The sequence below is a fragment of the Acinetobacter nematophilus genome (genome assembly GCF_026344175.1).
GTDB classification, from domain to species: domain Bacteria; phylum Pseudomonadota; class Gammaproteobacteria; order Pseudomonadales; family Moraxellaceae; genus Acinetobacter; species Acinetobacter nematophilus.
The window spans coordinates 397,959-420,582 of sequence record NZ_JAPKMY010000001.1; the positions used below are offsets into that span (position 1 = coordinate 397,959).

Genomic DNA, 22,624 nt, shown 5'->3' on the forward strand with positions numbered 1-22,624 from the left:
TTTTCTATTTGGTTTTGGGTTTTCGTTCTTGCTCAAAAATATCCTGAATATTTTCTTTCATCCATTCAAAATGAGATGGATCTTCATCCTGAGCCGCTTGACGCAGTAAAATAGAGGCAGGATGTAATAATTTTTGGGTCAGGCGGTGGGCAAAATCTTCTAATACATGTTGAGTATCTTCACCTGCTTGAATACGCTCCAAAGCATGTACAAGTTCCGCTTGACGCTGCTCTTCACCATGCTCGCGGAATTGCTGAATAGTACTGCCCGCATCTTTGACTTTCTGATGCGTCACCAATTGAGTGACCAGTTGATTGACCATTACCTCAGCTTCAACGGCAGCCTGCCGACGTTGAGCTAGATTTTCATCAATCACACTCTGTAAATCATCCACCCCATAAAGATAGACACCATCCAGACTTTCAACTTTCGGATCTATATCACGGGGAACAGCTAAATCGACCATAAGCATTTGTTGATAACGTCGTTTTTTTAGTGCCGCTTTTACATCAGTATAAGCAATTACCTGATGTAAGCTCCCAGTACAACTTGAAATTACATCAGCACGATAAAGTTGAGTTGCAAGTTCATCAAAAGGAATGATTTCCACCTCAACACGATGTGCAATTTCCTGTGCTAGCTTTTCTGCACGTTCACGGCTTCGATTGCAAATAAGAATTTTTGCCACACCCATTTCAGCCAAGTGTTTAGCCACCAGGCTATTCATTTCACCTGCGGCAACCACCATCACCGTCAGTTTGTCAGGCTTGCTAAATACTTGTAAAGCAAGCTGTGCAACTGCATAGCCCATCGATACGGCATGACTTCCGACTGCCGTTTCAGAGCGCACACGTTTAGCTGCATAAAAGGCATATTCAAAAATCTGATTGAGATTCTGTGAAACGATTTCAGCATTTTTAGCAATTGATAATGCGGATTTGACCTGTCCCAAAATCTGAGGTTCACCCAACATCAAAGAATCCAAGCCACTAGCAACACGCATTAAATGTGAAACAGCATCTGTATTTTCATAACGATATACATGATTTGACAATTGCTTTACATCAATACCATTGGTTTGGGCGAGCCAATTTAATACCATATCGGCATTTTCAGCCATGGCGTAGACTTCAGTGCGGTTACATGTTGAGACCACCACCATATCATTTAAATTTTGGCTGTGGCTTTGCTGCGTCAGCAAATCTTTTAATCGTTCTGGATTAAAAGCAATCTGCTCACGAAGCTCAACAGAGGCAGTTTGATGGTTGACACCCAATGCAAAGAAAGACATATCAGATCATCATTTCGCTAAATTTATGCTATTGTGCAATAACGGTGTCATAAAAAGCATACTTGGATTCGGAAAAATTGCGTCAAATAAACAACCGCTTAAGCGGCATGACAATTAAGCAATATTCTACCACATTCTTACTGGTTGGTAGCATGGCTTCTAGTGCTCATATTAGAGCATCTGGAGAATTTTATCATGCAAAATATAATACAAATGCATTAAAACAAAGCATCATTGCTGAATTTTCACTGGCATATCATGATACAGCAACTGCTTTACACAATTATACGGTATTGGCAATTCGCAGTAATTCGACCACCATTAAACAACGTGCGCTCAATGTAGCAATTGAACAAAATGATTTAAAAGCAGCATTAGATATTGCAACACACTGGGTTGTACAAGAACCAGAAGATGTTCCTGCTAAATTTTATTTGGCACATATTGCCCTCAAATCACATGAGTATGAACTGGCTGCTGAAACGCTCGACAGTATTCTCACCATCGATCCAAATGCTGATTTAGAAAAAATTCTAGAAGGAATTGCCCCTGAATCTGAAGTTGACCGTCAAAATCTACTCAGCACACTTCGGGCAAGCAAAGAAAAAAATAACCCTTCAGTGTTAATCTTAATTGCAGGTTTAGAAGCGCAAAGTGACGAGATTGAACAAGCCCTTAAAACAGTAAATAAGGCATTGAAAAAACGTCCAAAAGTGACTGGTTTTATTCTCATGAAAGCCAATCTGCTTGAGGCATTAGGGGATCAGGAAGAAACCTTAAAATGGTACAATCGCAGCAGTCGTAAAAATAAATATAACTATGACATTCGATTGGCGGAAGTTAAATATCTGATTAAAACGCATCAATCTGAACTGGCACTTAACAAATTAGAAACCATTATTCAAACATGGCCCGATGCTGAAGAAGCTTTGTTTATTGCAGGTTTAACAGCAATTGATTTAAAAAAATTTGATCAAGCTGAACAGTATTTGGTGGAATTACGTTATTCCTCCCGTTATCAAAACGAAGCTTATTTTTATTTAGCAGTCAATGCTGAGCGTAAGCAAAATGATGAAACTGCAAAAGCCTATTATCGTTTAGTAGATGGAAATTTATATACGGTTTCACGTCGTAATCTCGTCTCGATTTTTGAAAGACAAAATAAAATGAATGATGCTCTGCGCTTTTTAACGCAGGAACGTGTAAATTATCCGCAACATGCAAGTTTCTTATATCAAGCGCAAGCTGAAATTTTAAAACGTATGGGCAATAAAAAAGCAGCTTTAAGTTTGCTTAATGAAGCTGTCAAAAATCTGCCCGACGACCCCGAAATTTTATACTCTGAAATTTTATTGCTAGACCCTTTTGAAAATCGCGATATTCTGGACAAAGCACTTAAACAGCTATTGAATTTAGAACCCAATAACCCAGCTTATCTAAATGCTTATGCCTATACCTTGGCTCTACAAAATCGACGTCTAGACGAAGCGCGCCGCTATGCTGAACATGCACTAGAATATGCACCTGATCAAGCATCTATTTTAGATACTCTGGGCTATATTACATTTTTACAGAATGATTTTGATGCAGCCTCCAATATTCTCTCTAAGGCTTATAGTTTGAGTCATAGTATTAATATTGGGATTCGTTATGCAAAATCTTTGTATATGCAAGGTGCATTGTCACAATTTAATGAAGTGTTACAACAACTCAAACAAAACCATCCAAATGATCCTCAATTAAATCAATTAGATTCACTAATATTACCGCAACATATTAAAAAGAGTTAATCGCCTATATGCGTCACATTCAGCAGATCATCTTTGCCCTTACTGCAACAGCAACACTTGCTTTTAGTGGGTGTCAGCAAGTAGTTAAGCCTGCCCCAACCACACCAACCCAGGTACCTACAGATGGTTCAACACAAAAGCCATCAAATCAATTCAATTTAGAGGGAAAAATTGGGGTAAAAACCCCAAAACAATCTGGTAGTGCTTTCTATACATGGTCACAAAATCAACAAGATTTCAATATTCAGCTCAATGGTATCTTAGGTATTGGTAAAACCATTATTGAAGGAAAATCAGGTGAAGTGACTTTGAACAGTTCTAAGACTGGGTTGATTTCAGCTGAAAGCCCAGAAGAACTTCTTGAAAAAGCCACTGGTTGGGTCGCTCCCATCACGCATATTGTTGACTGGGTACAGGGCTATCCTGCCACTGAAAATGCACAAGTTGCACATGACTCAGCACAACGTATTACTCAAATTGTTGAAGATGGTTGGACAGTAGATTTTAGTTATAATAATCAGGCGACTTTACCCAACAAGCTGATTTTAAAGCAACAACTTGAATCAGGTCAGGAAAATCGTATTACAATGGTGATTCAAAACCGTTAAATCTCAACATCAGGCAATCAAATCTATGCTTCGTGTTCCCTCACCTGCAAAATTAAACCTGTTTTTGCATATTACTGGTCGCCGTGAAAACGGTTATCACGAGTTGCAGAGTATTTTTCAGCTCATTGATTTATATGACTGGCTAGAATTCAGCCAAACAGATTCTAATCAAATCTTGATTGAAGGATTGGAGCATGTAGATCTGGAACAAAATCTGATCTACAGAGCAGCACACATGTTACTTCCTCATGCAAAACACTCAAGTGGTTTGAATATTCGTATCGAAAAAAATATTCCCATGGGAGCTGGCTTAGGTGGCGGTTCATCAAATGCAGCAACGACATTGATCGTCTTAAACCAATTATGGCAGTGTGGGTTAACTACTGAACAGTTGGCAGCGCTTGGCGTTAAATTGGGTGCAGATGTTCCTATCTTTGTGCATGGTCGTAACGCCTGGGCAGAAGGGATTGGTGAACACTTAACATTCATAGACTTAGATCAAAAACAATACATTGTGTTAAAACCTGACTGTTTTATCAGCACTCAACGACTTTTTTCACAAAAAACATTGACAAGAGATACGAAGCCTACTAAATTTTGCGCCTATCAGCTAAAGCCATCTGATTTCAGAAATAGCTTTGAGCCATTGGCAAGAAGTTTATATCCTGAAGTTGATGAAGCCATGCAGTATTTAGATCAGTTCGGTACAGCAAAGCTTACAGGTACAGGTGCTTGTGTTTTTGTTGAAGTCACTGAACAAATGAAGATTGATGATATTTTAAATCATTCACCCTGCAAAGCCTTTTTGGTCAACAGTTTGAATGAATCACCACTCACTCATTTTAAAGTGTAATGATAGGGGCGTCGCCAAGTGGTAAGGCACCGGGTTTTGATCTCGGCATCCGTTGGTTCGAATCCAGCCGCCCCTGCCATCATTTTCATCTGTATAGATCGTTGTATTTTAGGGGCGTCGCCAAGTGGTAAGGCACCGGGTTTTGATCTCGGCATCCGTTGGTTCGAATCCAGCCGCCCCTGCCATTAAATACAACATCGAATTAGGGGCGTCGCCAAGTGGTAAGGCACCGGGTTTTGATCTCGGCATCCGTTGGTTCGAATCCAGCCGCCCCTGCCATTTTCTCAAAAAAGACAGAACATGGTATTTGCATTTAATGTTGATTTACCTTGACAGAAACATGCAAAAACACTAAAATTCTGCCGCATTAGGGGCGTCGCCAAGTGGTAAGGCACCGGGTTTTGATCTCGGCATCCGTTGGTTCGAATCCAGCCGCCCCTGCCATCTAATTTCAAATCTGCCAACCGCCAAGGGTGCTTCATGCCCAATCTTGTCGTTTTTAGTGGAACTGCGCATCCACAATTCGCCCAAAAAGTCGTTAGCCACTTGCACATTCCTCTTGGAGCTGCTGCTGTAGGTAAATTTTCTGATGGTGAAATCACTGTCGAAATTACTGAAAATGTGCGTGGTAAAGACGTATTTATCGTACAACCCACTTGTGCCCCGACCAATGATAACCTGATGGAAATCTTAGTCATGGCTGATGCTCTGCGTCGTGCAAGTGCTGGTCGTATTACCGCTGTAATTCCTTACTTTGGTTATGCTCGTCAAGACCGTCGCCCACGTTCAACACGTGTTCCAATTACAGCAAAAGTTGTTGCAGATATGCTGACAACTGTTGGAATTGACCGCGTTGTCATGATCGACTTACATGCTGACCAAATCCAAGGCTTCTTTGATATCCCTGTAGATAACATCTACGGTACACCGGCATTGCTTGCTGACTTGCGTCAACAACAGCATCACAACCTAATGGTGGTTTCACCTGACGTTGGCGGTGTTGTTCGTGCACGTGCTGTTGCAAAACAAATGGGTGATATCGACCTAGCAATCATTGATAAACGTCGTCAAAAAGCCAATGAATCACAAGTGATGCATTTGATTGGTGATGTACGTGATCGTGACTGTGTGATCGTGGATGACATGGTCGATACAGCGGGTACTTTGTGTAAAGCTGCCGATGCATTAAAAACTTTTGGTGCGCGTAAAGTGGTTGCTTATGCAACACACCCTGTACTTTCTGGTAAAGCACTTGAAAATTTAAGCAAATCCGTGATCGATGAATTGGTTGTCACCGACACAATTCCACTTTCGGAAGAAGCTTTAAAACTTGGTAAGATTCGCCAAGTTTCAGTGGCCAGCATGGTTGCTGAAACAATTCGTCGTATTAACAACGAAGAATCTATTAGCGCAATGTTTGATTCTTATCTATAATAGCGCAAAATTTTCAAAGCCCTGCCTCTAGGTGGGGCTTTCTATCACTGGACTGGTCGAAAGTTCAGTCAATTAAACTCAATGAGGAAATGTCATCATGGCAAACTTCGTATTAAATGCAGTAGCACGTGAAGAAGCAGTTCAAGGGAAAGGTTCGAGCCGCCGCCTTCGTCTTCAAAATAAAGTTCCAGCGATCATCTACGGTGGCGCTGCTGAACCTGTAGCAGTAACTTTAGAACTTCGTGAGCTTGTTAAAGCTTTAGAAAGCAATGCTTTCTTTGAAGAAGTTGTTGAAATCAACATTGATGGTAAAGTTGAAAGCGTTAAAATCCAAGCGTTACAGCGTCACCCATCTAAAAACACGCCTATGCACGCTGACTTCAAACGCGCATAAGTGTTCAATGGTGCAAATGAGTGAGTAAACTTTCACTGATTGTTGGTTTGGGTAATCCAGGTTCTGAATATGCCCAAACCCGCCATAATGCAGGCTTTTGGTTCGTTGAACGCCTTGCAGACCAATATGGCATTACTTTAAAAACTGATTCAAAGTACAAAGGAATCAGTGGTCGTGGCAATATAGAAGGACAAGATGTTCGTCTGCTACTACCAACAACATATATGAACCTTTCTGGTCAAAGTGTTGTTCCTTTCGCAAAATTCTATCAAATCAAGCCAGAAGAAATTCTGATCGCCCATGACGAGCTGGATATGGATCCAGGTGTCATTCGTTTAAAAACGGGTGGTGGACATGGTGGACACAATGGTCTACGTGACATTGTCCCGCATATCGGTTCTAATTTTCATCGTCTGCGTATTGGTATTGGCCATCCTGGTGCTAAAGAAAAAGTTTCAGGACATGTTCTTGGTAAAGCGCCAAGTAGTGAACAGACACTGATGGACGATGCAATACATCATGCTTTAGGCAGAACTAAATTACTGGTCAATGGTGAGATTCAACAAGCAATGAATCAAATCAACGCCTATAAACCTTAATTTGACGCTAAATTTTATCTTTCTTGTTCAACAATTTTTCTTGCCATGATTCATTTTTAAGAGCAAAATGCGCTTTCAAATGTATCCCCCCCTATTGAAAATTGTTGATTCACCGCAAGATAACAATCGTAAGGGCAACTCTGGAGACGCGCATCATGCTATCTCGTTTATTAAAAGCAAAAATCCATCGTTGTGTTGTAACACAAGCAGAATTACATTATGAAGGCTCTTGTGCAATCGACGGTATTTTATTGGATTTGGCGGGTATTCGTGAATATGAAGAAATTCATATGTGGAACGTGACCAATGGTAAACGTTTTACAACTTATGCGATTCGTGGCGAAGAAGGCTCAGGCATTATTTCGGTCAATGGGGGTGCCGCGCTTCAAGCGGATGTGGGTGATTTAATGATCATTGCAACCTTTGGTGACTTTACGAATGCTGAAGCAGATGCGCACAAACCACGGCTTGTTTATGCAAATCCAGATAATACAGTGAATCACACAGCAAACTGTATTCCTGTTCAAGTTGCTTAAGCAACAATAAAAATTTAAAACCCGCAATCATGCGGGTTTTTTATTGCCTAATCTGCTTATAACGCTTTGTTGGTAGAACGCAATCCATCTCGCCAACGTTGTTTATTTTCACAGTCCAAATCTTGTAGTTGCTCTCCTTTTAGAGATGCAAGGATCGCATTCCCATGATGCGCGCCGAGATAATTTCACATTTTTTTTGAGATAATTAGCTCGGCTTTTCGTTTCAATATATGCAATTATTTTTCAAAAATTACAAATAATAATTTCTTTAGAAACTTTGCTTTTTGCACTGACTTTAGATGTTAACGAGTATTTAATGTTCAAAGGTTCAATACGTAAACCCTCAAAGACTTTTCTCATTTCAATATGATCATTCAGTGAGACCATCACTTTACCTTTAGCTGTACGCATAGCTTCAGCCAAAGCTTCATACTGATCAAACCCAAAATCTATGCCATATCCAAAAGTATCGAAATATGGTGGATCAGCATAGAAAAAGGTGTATTCACGATCATAACGTTTAAAACATTCTTGCCATGATGATTGTTCTACATAAGTACCAGCCAATCGAATATGTGCTTCAGACAAATTCTCTTCTATGCGACATAGATTGATTGGGCGACCAGATGGTGCATAGCCAAAGTTTTGACCTACACGTTTAGCACCAAAAGCATGTTGTTGAAGATAATAAAAACGTGCCGCTCGTTGTATATCAGTGAGACCAGGACAATAAGCTTCTTTTAGCCATTTGAATAAAGTGCGGCTTGTTAAAGCCCATTTAAACTGTTTAATGAATTCTTCAAGATGATTCTGAACAACACGATATAGATTGATAAGTTCTCCATCCATATCATTAATCACTTCAACCTTTGCCTGTTCAGGCTTTAGAAAGTAAAGTGCCGCACCACCACAGAACAACTCAACATAGCATGAGTGTTTCGGAAATTTTGGAATCAAGTGCGACGCAAGTTTACGCTTACCACCCATCCAAGGAATGATCGGGTTAGTTTTCATACAATTTCACCTTGTGCAAAAGCTTTTCATTTTTGTATGCTCAAGCTATCGTGATCACGATTGCTGGGCTTGCTTATGACACTAGACCTGTCATGAGAGCTATTCATTGTTAGCGCAATGAGTAGCTCCCAGTATTAGATAGATAAATTTTTAATGAATGACTTACTTCATGACTCATCTCCTTTGTAAGAGAATTGATTTAATTCAATATGAGTTAAAACAACAATGAATCATGAGAATACAATCAACCTCGTCAGTTGATCTTTTAAACTAATTTAAAAACCTAAATCACTGTCATTTCAGTTGAGAATGTTTGGTAGCTGTCTAAACCATCTCTTTGAGCACTCAATTCAATCTTGATTGGATTGTTCACATTTGGAACAACCACAGCATCCTCACCCACAGTTTCAATTTTAAAGCCATTAAAATAGCTATTCTGAAGTGTCTGAAAATCTCGGCTGAACATACCGAGTAACAGTGTTGCAGAATCTGTTTGCGCTGGATTAAATTGTCCTGACGCTTCAATATCATCGATCCACAGCATTGTGTTCCCTGAAGCACCATCTCTCATGATTTTAAAATTGATATATTTAGGGAATGGTTCTCCAGCAATCGTGCCATAGCCATGAAAAACAGAAACAGATTGACGCTCTTCAAGTGGTGTTGATTCAAATTCGTTATGTAAAACCAATGTATATTGATTGATTGAGAGTGCCATTGAATCTGACAATCTAAAGATTTCACCATAACCATTGATACGACCTTCAATGGTAAAGCTTTTATCTCTTAAATTTAAAACAGGCTGTGGTGCGACAACCAATATTGGATAATAAAAATGTGCAGCCGATCCACCATGCGCTGCGGTATCTGATCGGGTCATGACGGCATCTGTTGCATTCAAGCTAACTGGAGCATTTGAGACATCTGTAAAAACATTCCCACTTATACCTGTCATTGGAATATACAGAACAACATCGTTCCAAAGCGGATCACTAGTACCTGTAATAAATGGTTGAGGTGTGTAATTACCATTGTAACGTCCACCCAGTTTTTTGGTGATTCGAAAGCCATTCATGACAACAGCACCAGAAGCTGGGCGATCTACATCGGATTGGATCACCAAACTACAAGGATAATCCCAAGATAGAAGATTAATTACATCTGTACTGACTGCTTCACCATTCAAAAATATCGTGATTTGAGCTTTGGTGATTTCTGTACCACCAATAATCTCAGTACCAATGCTGATAGATTGAATCGCAATATCATAATAAGTATCAGGATCAAGATTGTTCGCTGTATAACTCACAGTTTTTGCAGTCTCACCAGCGCCACCATTGGTGACAAGCTTTCCGTTTACATCAACGCCAATCATATTTTTTTTGATATACAATAAAATATTATAATCAATGCCGATATTTTCAATCACTTGTCTTTCATGGCGAATACGAATCAGCAAGTTATCAACGTGTTCAATTAAATGGGTTGCTGGTGCTGTTTTGACTCGAAATTCAATGCAATGATCTTGTTTGTAAATATCGAGTTTTGGATACTCAGCAGTAGTTTTTAATACACCGACACCAAAGCTGGCATGTGAACCGCCTTGGGCTTCAGTACTGCTTTTAATCAGTACACCACCATCATTGAGAATCGGAAAATTGTTGGGTGAAGTATCGGTAAATGTTTGACTATTCTCAGGACCATTCATTGTGATATTTAGTACTGTGGTCATTTCACCGTCGAAGCGTTTTGGAATATTCCAATCGAAACTTGTTCCTGGTGTTTGTTCATCAACAAAAACAGTATTGCTCCTATCTGAAATTTTTAAATTATAGACAGTGCCATTTTCAGGGCTTTGACTAAACTCAGTCCAGTTCATCTGTTCAGTCTGATTTAGACGGTTTCGATGCGACCATTTCAAATTTAAATTATTTTGAATTTGCTCAGGAAAATACTGGTCATTCAGTTTTACATTCGCTGGTGCATAAGGACGTTGTTTACGATTTTGAGTAATAAACGTTGTTTTAGTTGCTTGAGCAAGTGTTAGTTGTTGCTGACTGGTTCGAGTGAGAAGTTTTAAATCAATTGCTTGTAACGCTTTGAAAGCTTGATCAGCAACATTACGTCCACTGTTGTAAACCGCAAATTTAGTGCCGACTGGATGAAGCATTGGTACAGTATCGATATAGCCACGTCCAACGACAATCGAGTTATTTGTAATATTGATCGATTGAATCCTAACAATCTCATTGCCAAGCAATGCACGTGTACCAATTTCAACATCTTGATCGATTGGATCAGCTAAGACACATATACTGGTAGTTGCAGATTGTTGTATCACCTCAATTGTCGATGAAACATAGTTAAAGTCACAATTGCCCAAGTTTTGGTAATACGTTTCAGCTTCAGTGGTTTTTTTCGCCCAAATTTGATAATCAAGTTGTAAATTTGAGGGTTGTAACGCAATTACGCCTACATAGCAGTTGTCTGGATATGTCGCTAAATCCAAAGCTGAAAAAGAATTTAATAAATCTGTATAGGTCACTTCATAAGCAATTTGATCAATGACAGGTTTAGCTGCATAGCTTGGTGGCTGCCAAAGCGATGGTTGTTCTTTGAGGTAATTGGTTGCAGGCAAGCCAAATACATCTTGAAGTGCCGTCACGGTAATTTCGCCATTGGTTAAATCATTATGTTCTACTCGAATCGCACGAAAAACCATAGATTCAATGCCACGTTCAGGCAGAGATAATTTAAAGACAGCAGCTGGCTGAAGCGCATAGGCACGTCGGTCTAAAACCACTTTGAAACGCTTTAATGCACTGTGTGCGATTTTCATATCACGTGCAGCAATTCGTCCAGCAATCTCAACAGTTGGAATACCCACATAGGTTTTATTTTCTAAAATGACACCATTTTTTTGTATGGCTGCCAAGTTTTCAGCACGTGCAGGCTTATCTTCATTTGAAATTGGATCTCGATAAGTGACAATGGTTTGATTGGTGACAAGATCATTGGCAGAGTTGTCATCATTTTCGACACGCAATAAGCCTGTTGAATAATCATAGCTGGGTAATGTCGATGCGTCATAGTTGTCACGGATTAAAATCAGCTTCCAGAGTCCAGTTGTTCGATCTACATAGAATGCTGCACCGATTTGATCAATAATTTGCTGAATAAATTCCTGAAGGCTTTCTTGTCGACGCCAAGCCAAACAAATCCCAAAGCCTTCAGAATAAAGCTGATCTGCAACGGATTTAAAACTAACCAAATCAAGTTGGCTTTCTGAAAATCCACGCCCCCATGTCCTATTTGTTTGTGCTTCATAGATGATATGGGCTGCATTCATGGCTTTGATTGAATTGTCTTTTAACCAAATCACCAACTTTTCAGGATACCAAATAGAGCCATCCCAACCAGCATTAGTTCGACGTACACGTAATGACCAAGCTTTTGGATAAGGCGAGTTTGAACAAATTTGACCGTCAAAAAATGCGGTTGCGACACCTCGATAGGCTGGAACATCATTCCCTAGCATTTTTTGCAATTGAGGCAATGGCTGCTGATCTGAAGCACCACGCATCACCCATAATGTGCCTACAATACCGCCTTCAGACTCATCACCACCAAAAATTTGCGGCTGATCAATATTCAAGACATTTAAATTTGCAGTACTTAATGTACCTTTCCAAATAGATTTATCTGCGACTTTAATTTCAACAATATCGTCAATGGCATTGCTTAAACCAAAATGGATGCCCATAAAATATTTATAACCAGCATCAACTTCTTTTGAACCCAAAAGTCCTTTTTGTTTGACTTTAATTTTTTTACTGCGGTAATTCCCAACGCCTATGACCGTCCAGTCTGTCAGCCAAACATCACCAAAAACCACGATTTGTGGTGTGCCATCTTCAGCGGTTGGAAAGTCAAAATCCTCAAACGCAGCAGGCTTTTGTCCTTTTTGTTTTGGTTGTAATAATGAGCTGATTAAAAGTGATGCAACAAATAAAGCAACTTGAATCCACATGATCTACTCCTTTAAAACACAGGCGTGCCATCGAAAGGAGATTTACCAGGCATATGTGGTGAACCGCCATAATTGATTGTGTTATTGAATTTTGATTTACACGTTGTGAAGAGCCGATCACAGCCAGCATATATCGTGATTTCTTGACCAATTGACAAACCAGAAGTTCCACCATAAATATTCAATAAATCACCTGAATGAGCTTCTATGCCTCGTTGCTCTAAACCATACAGAGAAGTCCATTCAATATATCCGCCAGTGTAGTAGCCGTTTTCTTTTGCTGAGGCTGGAGCAAAACCAACACTTACACCATCGAGTCGATCCACCGAGCCAACCGCTTTAAATGAGTTTCTTTGAACAAGGCAAGCATCTGAATAAAGTTGATGCTGACACAAGCGTCCCCAAGCTTTACGTAAACCTGTACGTTCAAGTGATGCAGACAAGTTTTTACATTGAATGGAAGCTGAAATTTGATCTTTAAAGCTTACACCCACGATAAAGCCCATCCATGACACCAAAAAACCAGTGTCACCATAATGCAAATCAAACACGGTGACATGCACAGTTTGTCCTGGTGCAACGACTCGGTACATTTGAGCCACATCTAAGGATTGAGGCACGGTTAAGGTCAACATATCTGAAGCTGTATTTTCAGTTTGACGAATGCCATCATCTTTAATTCCACCTTCAATGCTCCGAAAAACAATGCTTTGATGGGTAATGTTTTGATTAGCTGAGGTGTAGCCCCATTTCATTGGACCACGTTGAAATTGATACAGACGAATGGGTTGTCCATTTTGCAATGATGTTTCAAATTCTGAATAGCTCATGGTTTATTCCTCATGTCTCGCGCACTCCACGCCAAGTGACTGAAGCTTTGGCAATACCATCGCTATCGTTGATATGTTCAAAGGTTAAAGTGTCATTAGATAATCGACACAAACTGATAAAACTAATATTGAGAATGTCTTTGACATTGATTTGATTGGTAAACGCTTGATCAACCCCCAAACGTTCAGTTGTACTATTCACTTCAGTTGCTGAAGTAATCCGACGATAGAGAACAGTTTTATTTCTCAGTGTGATTTGAATGTCTTGTCGACCTAATTGTTTTTGGGCAAAACGTGTATAGCCACACCACTGAATATCAAAAGTTTGTGAACTTGCAGTAATCACAGCTTTCACTGTTAAATCATTGCTAAAAGTCGGTAGCCAAATCGCTTTTTGACTGCCTCGCAGCGCATAAAATAATGCACGTAAATTGGCTTGTTGAACCCGTCCATAAGTCATCCAGTCATATTGATACAGACTAAATGCTGCTTGGGCTAAGTCTTTTTGAAGCGAAAAACTAGTTTTATTATCGAGTTGAGCGAGTAGCCTTTCATAAGAATGGGTGAGGTCATTTTGCTCATTGGGCTTTTCTTCTAAAACTGGATAGTTTCTATAAATCGTCGTTGGTAATGCTTTTGAGTGATCCACTGCTTCAGTGACGGTAAATGCAACCGATGTACGCATCATTCGATCAGTACGTTTAATCAGGTTCGGTTGACTGGTCATTTGAGCGGTCACAGCTGGTGACAAGCAAGTGCCTTTAGCCCAACTTTTCTGAAGCGGACGTTTCAGAATTAAACGATCAGCAAGAACAGATTCAATTTCAATGGTTTCATTATCAAAAGCATTTTGACCACGTAAAATGGCGAGGCGATTGGCTCTAAAATTACGGTGGGTTGTATCACAATAAACAATCAATCCACCGATGCTGTGAGCAGTCTTAAGCCATTGCTGTTGATTCCAGATCGGCAGTGCAAATGTTTTTGTTCCCCAACCAATCATGGCTAATTCAAAATACTGACGCTCAGTATCATAGATCAAAAGTTCAACTTCATAGCTGATACGTGGTGTTAAACGTAAGCTACGACGTTGTTCATATCCTGTTTGACTTTGCAAAATATCAGTGAGCCATTGAAGCGATTCCCTGACAGGTTTTGACCAATCGACCAACCAACTAAATGCGACAATCCTTGTACCTGTAATGTGTAATACAGCTTGATCTGATCCAAATTGCCATATCACATTAGCATCAATTACAGACGGACCATCGGGCAGCACACTGACATTCCAAGAACGTTCCTGAAGCGCTTTAAATCCTAATGGTGGATTATCTTGCCCATATACATTTAATCCCTCTTGTAAACCACCAATGCTTTGCAAAGTTTTAGGTTCTAAGTATGCGTTCCAAACATCAACTCGACTGACTTGTTCAGATGCTACATTGCCCAGTTCTAGTACAGAAGGAGCTATATGAATACGATTGTAATAATCACCAAAGTAGCTGATTGATTGGGTGTATTGGATTGCGTGAGGATGAGCTTCAACAGGTAAATTTGATTTTACTTGTGTATAAATCAATAAGTTTGAATCATTATCAAAAGGTGACCACCACTGTTCACCTGTAAATTTTTCAAGCTCATTTGTGAAATTATTCAGGTAGTCATGATTAAGAGGGCTTAGCGGAATCCAATACAATTTACTCGCCATAGTGTACTCCTATGGTTCTTCATATCGTATTGCCCACCCAAATGTTCCTGAGTGATCAATGGGTTCACCACCATTTCTTTGTGCTAGGTTCTTTTTATGAAATGGAAAAACTTTCCATTTGTCATTGCCCAAAGTGATGATCTGTTCGGGTTCATAGTTATCTATTCTAAGATAACGTGCATTTTGAATTTCTGAGATGAGCACTCTTTTGGCTTGAGGAAATTCAACATTCAGTTGGATAGGAATGAGTGCAGAATTCGCTGACCAGAGAGAAGGTTGATTTGCAATTAGTGGTGCTACAGAACTAATTGCACTAATTTTATTAGTTCCCCAATCATTTCCTATGGATGTAATCCATGACTGATTTAAAGTTAAATATGCTGAAGTACAAGCTGAACCATTATTATTATATGATCTGGTTTGCCATAAAAAGCCCGTTGCAACAGTTGATGTACCATCAGTATGTTGATTGCCATAAGTGCCATCTGATTGAATTGTGAACGATCGAAACATTTCAGAAGCATTCCACCAATTCGTGTTATATGCATTAGATACAGTCGCACATAACCAAAATCCCACATTGAGTGAAGATAAGCCAAAGCTAAGAAACATATATCGGTCAATTGCATACTTAATAATGAGGTAAATTTCATCAACGGGTTGATCAAATGCAAAAATAAAATAATCACATGGAAAACTTACATGAGGAATCATAGTTGGATCATGACCAAGTGCTCCAATACGATGTGCAGAAGGACATGGATTTACAAGATCACTACCACTTTTCCCAGTACCACCCCAAATTTGTAATCCATGCCCCCAACCTAGAGCATCAGTTGCAGTCAATTTAATGTAAGCAGCATTTTTACTTAAAATCCCATCTGACCATGTCCACCCAGCGGCAACACATGCATTTGCTAAAACGTTTCGCAGTTCTTGATAACTTGAAGCTTGCCCACTGTAATACGCCATTTTTTATGCTCCTTAAGCATCTAATTTAAAAGCGATATAGTCGACAAAGCCTGTACGACTGACATCTTGGAGAACAACCCATTCTTCACCGCAGGTATTTTCAACCACATTGTTAAAGCCACTGATAAAGCGAATACCGTCTAGCTCACCATAGATTCCATTGCCATCTAAAAGCGTTGCTGGAAGTAATGAGTAATGTTCATTTGTATCTCTTAATTGAGTCCCACCAGCCAAAGTATTGTTATTCCAAGGGTGTACCGCTGGTGTTAAATAAACGCCTGTATTAAAGCGCATACCTAAATTGGCTCGATTGCCTTTATAGGGCATTGAGTGAGATGTATCTGAAAAACGAATTGCTGGAGCACCATCAAGCATGCCACCGCAAATCATTGGATAAGGATATTGAGAAGGACGTGCGTAGGGGAAAAACTTGCCAATGTAGAAATGCTCATACACAGGCGTACCGACTTTCATACAGCAAATGATGCGTTGTGGATTGACGGATAGCCAATAATCAATACGTTGGTTATGCGCTGGAACGCCAGAAAGGCGAACGCCTGGTTGTGTATCAAAAGTATTTCCAGCGACATAGCCTGTGAAGGTTGCTACACAAAGATTGTAGTAATCTGCATTGGCATCTTGATAGGTACGAACACCAACATAAATCTCTTCAGTACCAGTAAAACCTTGTCCTTTTAAAATGAGTTCACGATTAGCAGCTGTGTTTTCATAGCGCATCACTTGCCAAAAACCTGAAGCGACTGCCACTTCACGGATTTTATCCAGCATTTTATAGTGAGCGCTTGTGCCACCTGTGTTATCTACATAGCCAATTGCATGAGGCATTTTTTAAAGTCCAAAATCTAATACACCGCCAATTGTGGCGGTGTAGGTCGAAATCGTCTTTTAAACTAATTTAAAACTTTGTAGCGAGATCATCCGCCAATTTGAAGTGCTGATTTAAACTTGGCTGGATCACGTGACATCATCACCACAAGGTTTTCTTGTGACGCACCTGATTTAAGAATATCCAAAATACGTGCTGGATCATCAACCAAATAAAAGTTTTGGTTTGCGCTAAAACTGGTTGAGTTGGCAATCATGGCTGCTGGATCGGCAACTTTTGGTGTTGGAATATTCGGTACATTGACTTGAGGTGCGCCAACTAAGCCACCATCCGCATATCCTTTAAACTTGTTTAAACCTTGCATACCATATTTTTCAAAATAGGCTAGAAATTGCTTTGCACCTGGTTCAGATGTTCGTCGTTTGGTCGTCACCCATTCATCTTTATGTACTACACCAGCAACAGCATCTCTTGGTCCATAACCAGTATGACCACCATCCATAAAACCTTGACCACCAAAAGCTGAAGACAAGACTCCAGCAATCATACCACCAGCACCGCCACTTCCAGCGGCTGCACTTGCTGCTCCAGTCATTTGCGAAACCGCATTAAATAACATCTGTTTTAAAATCATTTGAGCGATTTCACGCAAGAACGATGCAGCAAATTGTTTAAATGCACCTTCAACAGATTTAACGCCATCTGCCCAAGCCATGATCGAATCCGTCAAGCCACCAGCAATTTGTTCATTCAATTGTTCAGCCGTAGGGAGAAACTTTCTAAACTCATTGTTGGTTTCAATCAAGCTCTGTTGCATGGCTAAGGTATTTTCTCGTGCACGTTCTCCAGAGACACCTTGCATGGCATCAGCATATTGCCAAGCCAATTGAATCAGATTTTCCATTTCAGGACGTAATTGTTCATTAATTTCTTTGGCTTGTTCTGCATACTGTGGCTGGGTGATTTGACCACTATCGTATTGTGTCTTCAGATTATCAAGGCGTGAATTTCTTAATTCATCCAGCTCCTTGAAGCGGTCAATTGCATTGTTATACTGCAAAGTAAGTTTTTCTTGATCGATGACAAAATCAATTTTAACCAACATCTCTTGGTATTTGTTTGCCTGAAGTGCATTGGGTTCTGACATCATCAAACTGGCAAGATCTGCTTTAGGTTGTTTCCATTTTTCATCAATTTCCATCAAGCTAGATTCAAGGTCGTTGCCTGAAGCCTTGAGCCACGATTTATCTAATTCAGTCATGCTTTCCTGAACACGCTTTAATATTTCTGGGCGTTTGGAAAGTTTATCCTGGTATTCTTTTTCAGCCTGTACCAGTCTGATTTTTAAAGTGTCAGGGTCATACCCAGCTTTATTGATATCCTTGACTAAATCATCATATTCCTTTTTAAGCTTTTCAGGCTCAGTTGCAAAGCGAAGATCAATAGTGACTCGTTCTTGCTTTAACTGTTCTATTTTTTTTCTTGTATCATCTTCTGCACTTAACATTTTTGATAAATTATTTTGTGCATTCTCATCCTTGAAGCCATTAATTGCCGCTAAATTTTTCTTTACTTCAGCTAAATATTTTTGAGTTTCCTTAAAACTATAGGCTTTACCAGAATCGACATTACCTTCACCAGCATTGTATGCCATGATAGTTTTGTCTAAATCCCCATTGTACCTTTCCCAAAGCCACTTTAAATATTCAGTTGCAGCTTCAGCTGACCGATTAACATCTGTTCTATCAGATAATTTAAAGCGTTCAGCAGTTTTAGGCATAAATTGAAATGCACCTTTAGCACCAACTGGGCTTTTTGCAAAACGATCACCACCAGACTCTCTTGTTGAAATGGCATACAATAAACCATTTGGTAATCCAGCATTTTTCTCCTTTTCAGCGTAATTATATTTTATGGATTGCGCTAAAACAGTTTTATTAATTTTATTGGTCTGTTCTGCAATTTTTTTACGTTTCTCAAAGTCTTGGGTGATCTTTTGCTCTAAGGCTAATCTTTCTTTCTCAACTTTAAGATCAAGTGCATTAGCATTACTCAAGTCATCAGGTAATCTAAAATAGGTTTGAGTTGAATTAGGATCAGCATTGAGTGTATCTAGTGATTTAGCATCTTTGGCAGCTTTTTCTGGCGAAACACCTTTTTTCATTAAATCAATTTGATACCAATTACTTAAAGTATTGTTCTGAGCTGTTTCTAGTAGCTCTTTATGTGCCTTGGTTAAGCCGCCAATTTGTCCAGCTGCAAAAATCGCAGCATTACCAGTCTCAGTTATACTTTTATTTAAATCATTGTTCGTTGATGATGCTGTTTTAGATGTAGACGTCAATGCCTCTTGAGCTTCTTTAGTGGTCTTAAATTCTTTCTTCGTATCGCTGTATGCTGAAATTAATTTTCCAGCAGTTCTCAACTGTTCCTCATTTAAAACATTGCCATTTTTTAAAGCATTGTAATAATTATCGGCAGTGATTTTTCCTTGGATAAACTGAGTGTTCAGTTTTCGGTAAGTATTAATTTTTTCATCTGAAATCGGTAATGCTTCAATAAAAGCAGACAAGTCAGAAGATGCAACTTTAAATTTTAAAGAAGTCTCCTCAACTTGCTTTTTGATTTCGTGTAAGGCTGTATCTTTTTGGATTGCACCCAATTGCTCATATTTAGCACGCAACTCGTCTACAGATTGACCTTGAATATCAAGAACTGGAGCAACTTGGGCTGAGCTGTCTTTCATCAATAAAAAACTTGCGGCAACACCAGCGGCAGTGATCGCCAAACCAACAGGTCCACCTAAAGCGCCCATCAATACACCAGCACTTAATCGTGAACGTGACATTGTCGTGTTATAAACTTCTTGAGCACGGCTTTGTGCCAATGTTGCAGCAGTATCCGCAGTACGAGCAGTGGTTAGTCGTGCTTGAGCTGCTGTTTGTGCTGAAGTTCCCATCGCAACAGCTGCTGCTGTTTGAGCTGATTTTAGTTCGGCTGCTGCTTTGATCTGTGACGCATTCGCCTCAGCTAACAATGCCGTTGCACGTGACTTGCTTAAAAATATTGCTTGACCTTTTGTGGTTAAATCCGCAATAGTCGCTTTCGTTGAGGCGATGATTGATGGTGCTAAACGTGCAACATATACCGATGCGGCAATGATCCCAGCTTGTGCTAAAACATCTAAATTTTGTGCTAAAAAGGTGATGGCTGGTGCAGCATTGGCAACCATTTTATTGGTCAAACCCATGACCTGATTTTGAACATCCCCGATGGCATTTTTTGCCGCAATGGCATCATTGACCATGTCTTTACTTAGAATTGCACCTGAAGCTTTGGCTTTATCCCCAAATTTTTTAAAGCCTTCACCTGATTTCTCCAGTAAAGGAACTAAGGCGGTTGCTTCATCTGCTACTGACTCTAAATAGAAAACAATCTCGTTGTCAGACATTCCCGTCTTTTTAAGTGAATCAAAAATCAGTTGTAAAGATTCAGCACCATTGAGCTTTTTAAATTGTTCAGCAGTTACACCGACTTTGGGAGCGATCTTTTCAAAGAAATCTTTTAACTCTCCACCGCCAGTGGCAAGGAAATCACCAACCTTATCTCGGGTATCTTTAAAAATATCGCCAAGTTTTTCAGTTTGGATGCCTACAGTTTTTGCACCAGCAGCATAATATTGAAATTCCTCTACATTCAATCCACCTAATGCCGATTGGTTTTTCAGTTCAGCGGCTTTATTGACAGTATCCATCGCAATTGCCATAAATCCAGCTGAAGCCGCTGAGATTGACAATAATTGTGGTGCAAAACCTTTGAGTGACTGAAGTACTTTATTATTTGATTCTGCAAATTGTGCACTTGAACCAGTGACTTTATTGAGTTGCTGATCATAGACGTTTAATTGTTTTGTGCCATCTTTCATGTCCGTTGCTGTTGACATTTTTTTTATCGCATCGGCAGTACTTGAACTGGCTTTTGAGACTGATTGCTGTGACTTGGTTGCATTGTCCGCAGCTTTGGATGTATCGACTAATTCGTCTTTGATTCCTCGCATTTCACGACGGGCTTGATTCAAGTCCGCTGTGATTTTAAGTGCGACTTTTAAATCTTTACCCGCCATGACTATTTTCCTCTTAGATTTTTTAAATGTTTTTCGAGAGCTTCACCACCTGCAAATCCTAAATTAATCGCCAAAGCAGTATTGGCATAATGATGATTTTTCTCTTTCTGAATGGTTTCGTAATACAGAATAAGTTGCCGTTCTGTGTATTTGCTTTTGACCTCTTTGAGGTCATGTCCAGCACTAATTAAGCACTGGATGATGTCTGACCATCGGACGGTGTTTTGCTTTTGCGCACGAGACGATATGCGCTTTGTAGAAAAAAATGTTTGTTGATCATCCACCAGGTGATAAATAACGTATTCATTTCTGAATCAGTGAGCTTTGCTAGAAATGCTTCAGGTTGATGAATACTTTCACTGAGCAAAGGTTTCATGCTGTCAAAATTGTCTTCAAAACATTCAAAGATATCATCTGCTTTGACCTCTGCATCTTCACGTAAAAACTCAGCAAATTGTTGAATGATGTCAGTACATGAGGGTTTGAGTGCAAGCCATGTCATAAATGGGTATTCAGTGACCGTGATGTCTTGACCTTGCAAAGTAATAATTTGATCAGGAAATAAAACTGCCAAATCCTCAGCAGCTTGAGCTGCTGAGTTTTCTTGGCTTGGTTGTTGGTAACGTTCAGCCATTGTTGTTATTCCTCATCCAACCATTCGATTTTTCCGTAACCACCCAAATCATCATCCAAGGTATTGATGGCATCGATTAAGGTTGCACCATTTAGAGTGAATTCTGACAAGGTTTGACTAGTCAAAGGTAGTTGTGCCATAGGATCAAATTGAACTTTGTACAAATGAACACGAGCACGACGACCATCGACTGTATTGATTGCTTCCATATATAAATAGCGTACTGGCGGTTGAGCATTGAGCATAGAAACACTGATCATGCCACCATGACTATAAGCTGCTTTAAATGGTTGAGTCAGTGGAGCAGCAACATTGAGTAATTTAATTAATCCTGAATGCGTTGACTCGATAGCATAATCAGTACCATCAACCAATGTCGTTGGTGTAGCTGTACTATCCGTGATGACAAGGTTTGAAATTGTACCTTTGGCAAGCAAAATTAATTCATCTTTAACCAAGTTGGACGGTAATGGTTCAGCAGTCACACTGCCAGCTTCAACTTTTTTGAGTTTTCCATGCACACCAAGCAAGATATTATCAGGTGTTAATTCTCGTAGAACTAATTCAGGGCTGACAGCTTTAGATTGAATATTTACAACTGATACGCCTTTGTTACCTGACCAGTTTTCTTTGCGTTCTTCTTTTTCAATCGACATTGCGAAATTTAAAGAACTTTGATCACCCACCCATTTTAAATTACGGGGTTGACCATTTACGTTTTCACCAAGGTAAATTTTCCCTTGGAATGCAAAATCTTTCATTGTCATGCTGATTTGTCCTCTAAAGGTTTAGATGGAGAAGCAGAATTTTTGGTGGCGTCTTCTGCAATTTTTAAATTTTTTAGCCAAGCTGCATCATGCTCAGGAACATCAATTTCCATTCCTTCGCTATATTGCATTTGTCCGTGTTGATGACTTTTTAAAAGTTTCACCTTGACTGTTTTTACAGCATCTTTAGACAC

The 22,624-nt window shown here is 39.6% G+C and carries 18 protein-coding genes and 4 tRNA genes; 11 read left to right on the top strand and 11 right to left on the bottom strand.

What is annotated here, in order from left to right:
* Positions 1-4 precede the first annotated feature (4 nt).
* Complete coding sequence (hemA, locus tag OSH00_RS01840; protein ID WP_266129000.1) at positions 5-1,291, bottom strand: glutamyl-tRNA reductase; 1,287 nt, start codon at positions 1,289-1,291, stop codon at positions 5-7.
* 77 nt (positions 1,292-1,368) lie between these two features.
* Between hemA and OSH00_RS01845 the strand changes: the two genes are divergently transcribed.
* The 11 genes from OSH00_RS01845 (at position 1,369) to panD (ending at position 7,505) form a co-directional block, all read left to right on the top strand.
* Positions 1,369-3,081 (top strand): tetratricopeptide repeat protein, encoded by a 1,713-nt coding sequence (locus tag OSH00_RS01845; RefSeq protein ID WP_266129001.1) that lies wholly within the window; start codon positions 1,369-1,371, stop codon positions 3,079-3,081.
* An 8-nt stretch (positions 3,082-3,089) separates the two neighbouring features.
* Positions 3,090-3,689, top strand: a complete 600-nt coding sequence (gene lolB / locus OSH00_RS01850; protein WP_266129002.1) for a lipoprotein insertase outer membrane protein LolB — start codon at positions 3,090-3,092, stop codon at positions 3,687-3,689.
* Between the two features lie 25 nt (positions 3,690-3,714).
* Entirely contained in the window at positions 3,715-4,542 is an 828-nt protein-coding gene (ispE, locus tag OSH00_RS01855) for a 4-(cytidine 5'-diphospho)-2-C-methyl-D-erythritol kinase (RefSeq protein WP_266129003.1), read from the top strand.
* Between the two features lie 4 nt (positions 4,543-4,546).
* Positions 4,547-4,621: transfer RNA gene (locus OSH00_RS01860), tRNA-Gln, on the top strand.
* 31 nt (positions 4,622-4,652) lie between these two features.
* Positions 4,653-4,727: transfer RNA gene (locus OSH00_RS01865), tRNA-Gln, on the top strand.
* A gap of 19 nt (positions 4,728-4,746) precedes the next feature.
* Positions 4,747-4,821 (top strand) — tRNA-Gln (locus OSH00_RS01870).
* 90 nt (positions 4,822-4,911) lie between these two features.
* Positions 4,912-4,986 (top strand) — tRNA-Gln (locus OSH00_RS01875).
* Between the two features lie 36 nt (positions 4,987-5,022).
* On the top strand, positions 5,023-5,976 hold the full coding sequence (locus tag OSH00_RS01880; RefSeq protein ID WP_004828271.1) for a ribose-phosphate pyrophosphokinase: 954 nt from the start codon (positions 5,023-5,025) through the stop codon (positions 5,974-5,976).
* A 97-nt stretch (positions 5,977-6,073) separates the two neighbouring features.
* Positions 6,074-6,370: a 50S ribosomal protein L25 gene (gene rplY, locus OSH00_RS01885; RefSeq protein ID WP_151812193.1), complete on the top strand. Its 297-nt coding sequence runs from the start codon at positions 6,074-6,076 to the stop codon at positions 6,368-6,370.
* Positions 6,371-6,390: 20 nt separating this feature from the next.
* The gene (pth, locus tag OSH00_RS01890; protein WP_196076092.1) at positions 6,391-6,969 is read left to right on the top strand and encodes an aminoacyl-tRNA hydrolase; all 579 of its coding nucleotides are present in this window, start codon (positions 6,391-6,393) and stop codon (positions 6,967-6,969) included.
* A gap of 155 nt (positions 6,970-7,124) precedes the next feature.
* Positions 7,125-7,505, top strand: coding sequence for an aspartate 1-decarboxylase (panD, locus tag OSH00_RS01895; RefSeq protein WP_004722504.1), 381 nt, complete (start codon positions 7,125-7,127; stop codon positions 7,503-7,505).
* A gap of 243 nt (positions 7,506-7,748) precedes the next feature.
* Here panD and OSH00_RS01900 read toward each other — a convergent pair whose 3' ends face one another.
* The 10 genes from OSH00_RS01900 to OSH00_RS01945 all read right to left on the bottom strand — a co-directional run bounded on the left by OSH00_RS01900 (position 7,749) and on the right by OSH00_RS01945 (position 22,624).
* Positions 7,749-8,519: a DNA adenine methylase gene (locus OSH00_RS01900; RefSeq protein ID WP_199981589.1), complete on the bottom strand. Its 771-nt coding sequence runs from the start codon at positions 8,517-8,519 to the stop codon at positions 7,749-7,751.
* 283 nt (positions 8,520-8,802) lie between these two features.
* On the bottom strand, positions 8,803-12,549 hold the full coding sequence (locus tag OSH00_RS01905; protein WP_266129004.1) for a hypothetical protein: 3,747 nt from the start codon (positions 12,547-12,549) through the stop codon (positions 8,803-8,805).
* An 11-nt stretch (positions 12,550-12,560) separates the two neighbouring features.
* Positions 12,561-13,379 (bottom strand): phage BR0599 family protein, encoded by an 819-nt coding sequence (locus OSH00_RS01910; protein WP_266129005.1) that lies wholly within the window; start codon positions 13,377-13,379, stop codon positions 12,561-12,563.
* 10 nt (positions 13,380-13,389) lie between these two features.
* Entirely contained in the window at positions 13,390-15,087 is a 1,698-nt protein-coding gene (locus OSH00_RS01915) for a hypothetical protein (RefSeq protein WP_266129006.1), read from the bottom strand.
* Positions 15,088-15,096: 9 nt separating this feature from the next.
* Positions 15,097-16,059, bottom strand: a complete 963-nt coding sequence (locus OSH00_RS01920) for a hypothetical protein (protein WP_266129007.1) — start codon at positions 16,057-16,059, stop codon at positions 15,097-15,099.
* A 12-nt stretch (positions 16,060-16,071) separates the two neighbouring features.
* Positions 16,072-16,905 carry a hypothetical protein gene (locus OSH00_RS01925; protein WP_266129008.1) on the bottom strand — a complete coding sequence of 278 codons (834 nt, stop codon included), beginning with the start codon at positions 16,903-16,905 and terminating at the stop codon, positions 16,072-16,074.
* Between the two features lie 89 nt (positions 16,906-16,994).
* Complete coding sequence (locus tag OSH00_RS01930; protein WP_266129009.1) at positions 16,995-21,029, bottom strand: transglycosylase SLT domain-containing protein; 4,035 nt, start codon at positions 21,027-21,029, stop codon at positions 16,995-16,997.
* Positions 21,030-21,216: 187 nt separating this feature from the next.
* The gene (locus tag OSH00_RS01935) at positions 21,217-21,663 is read right to left on the bottom strand and encodes a DUF6631 family protein (RefSeq protein ID WP_266129010.1); all 447 of its coding nucleotides are present in this window, start codon (positions 21,661-21,663) and stop codon (positions 21,217-21,219) included.
* 5 nt (positions 21,664-21,668) lie between these two features.
* Positions 21,669-22,430 (bottom strand): phage tail tube protein, encoded by a 762-nt coding sequence (locus tag OSH00_RS01940; protein ID WP_266129011.1) that lies wholly within the window; start codon positions 22,428-22,430, stop codon positions 21,669-21,671.
* On the bottom strand, positions 22,427-22,624 hold the full coding sequence (locus tag OSH00_RS01945) for a DUF7210 family protein (protein ID WP_266129012.1): 198 nt from the start codon (positions 22,622-22,624) through the stop codon (positions 22,427-22,429). The genes OSH00_RS01940 and OSH00_RS01945 overlap by 4 nt, the downstream gene beginning before the upstream one ends.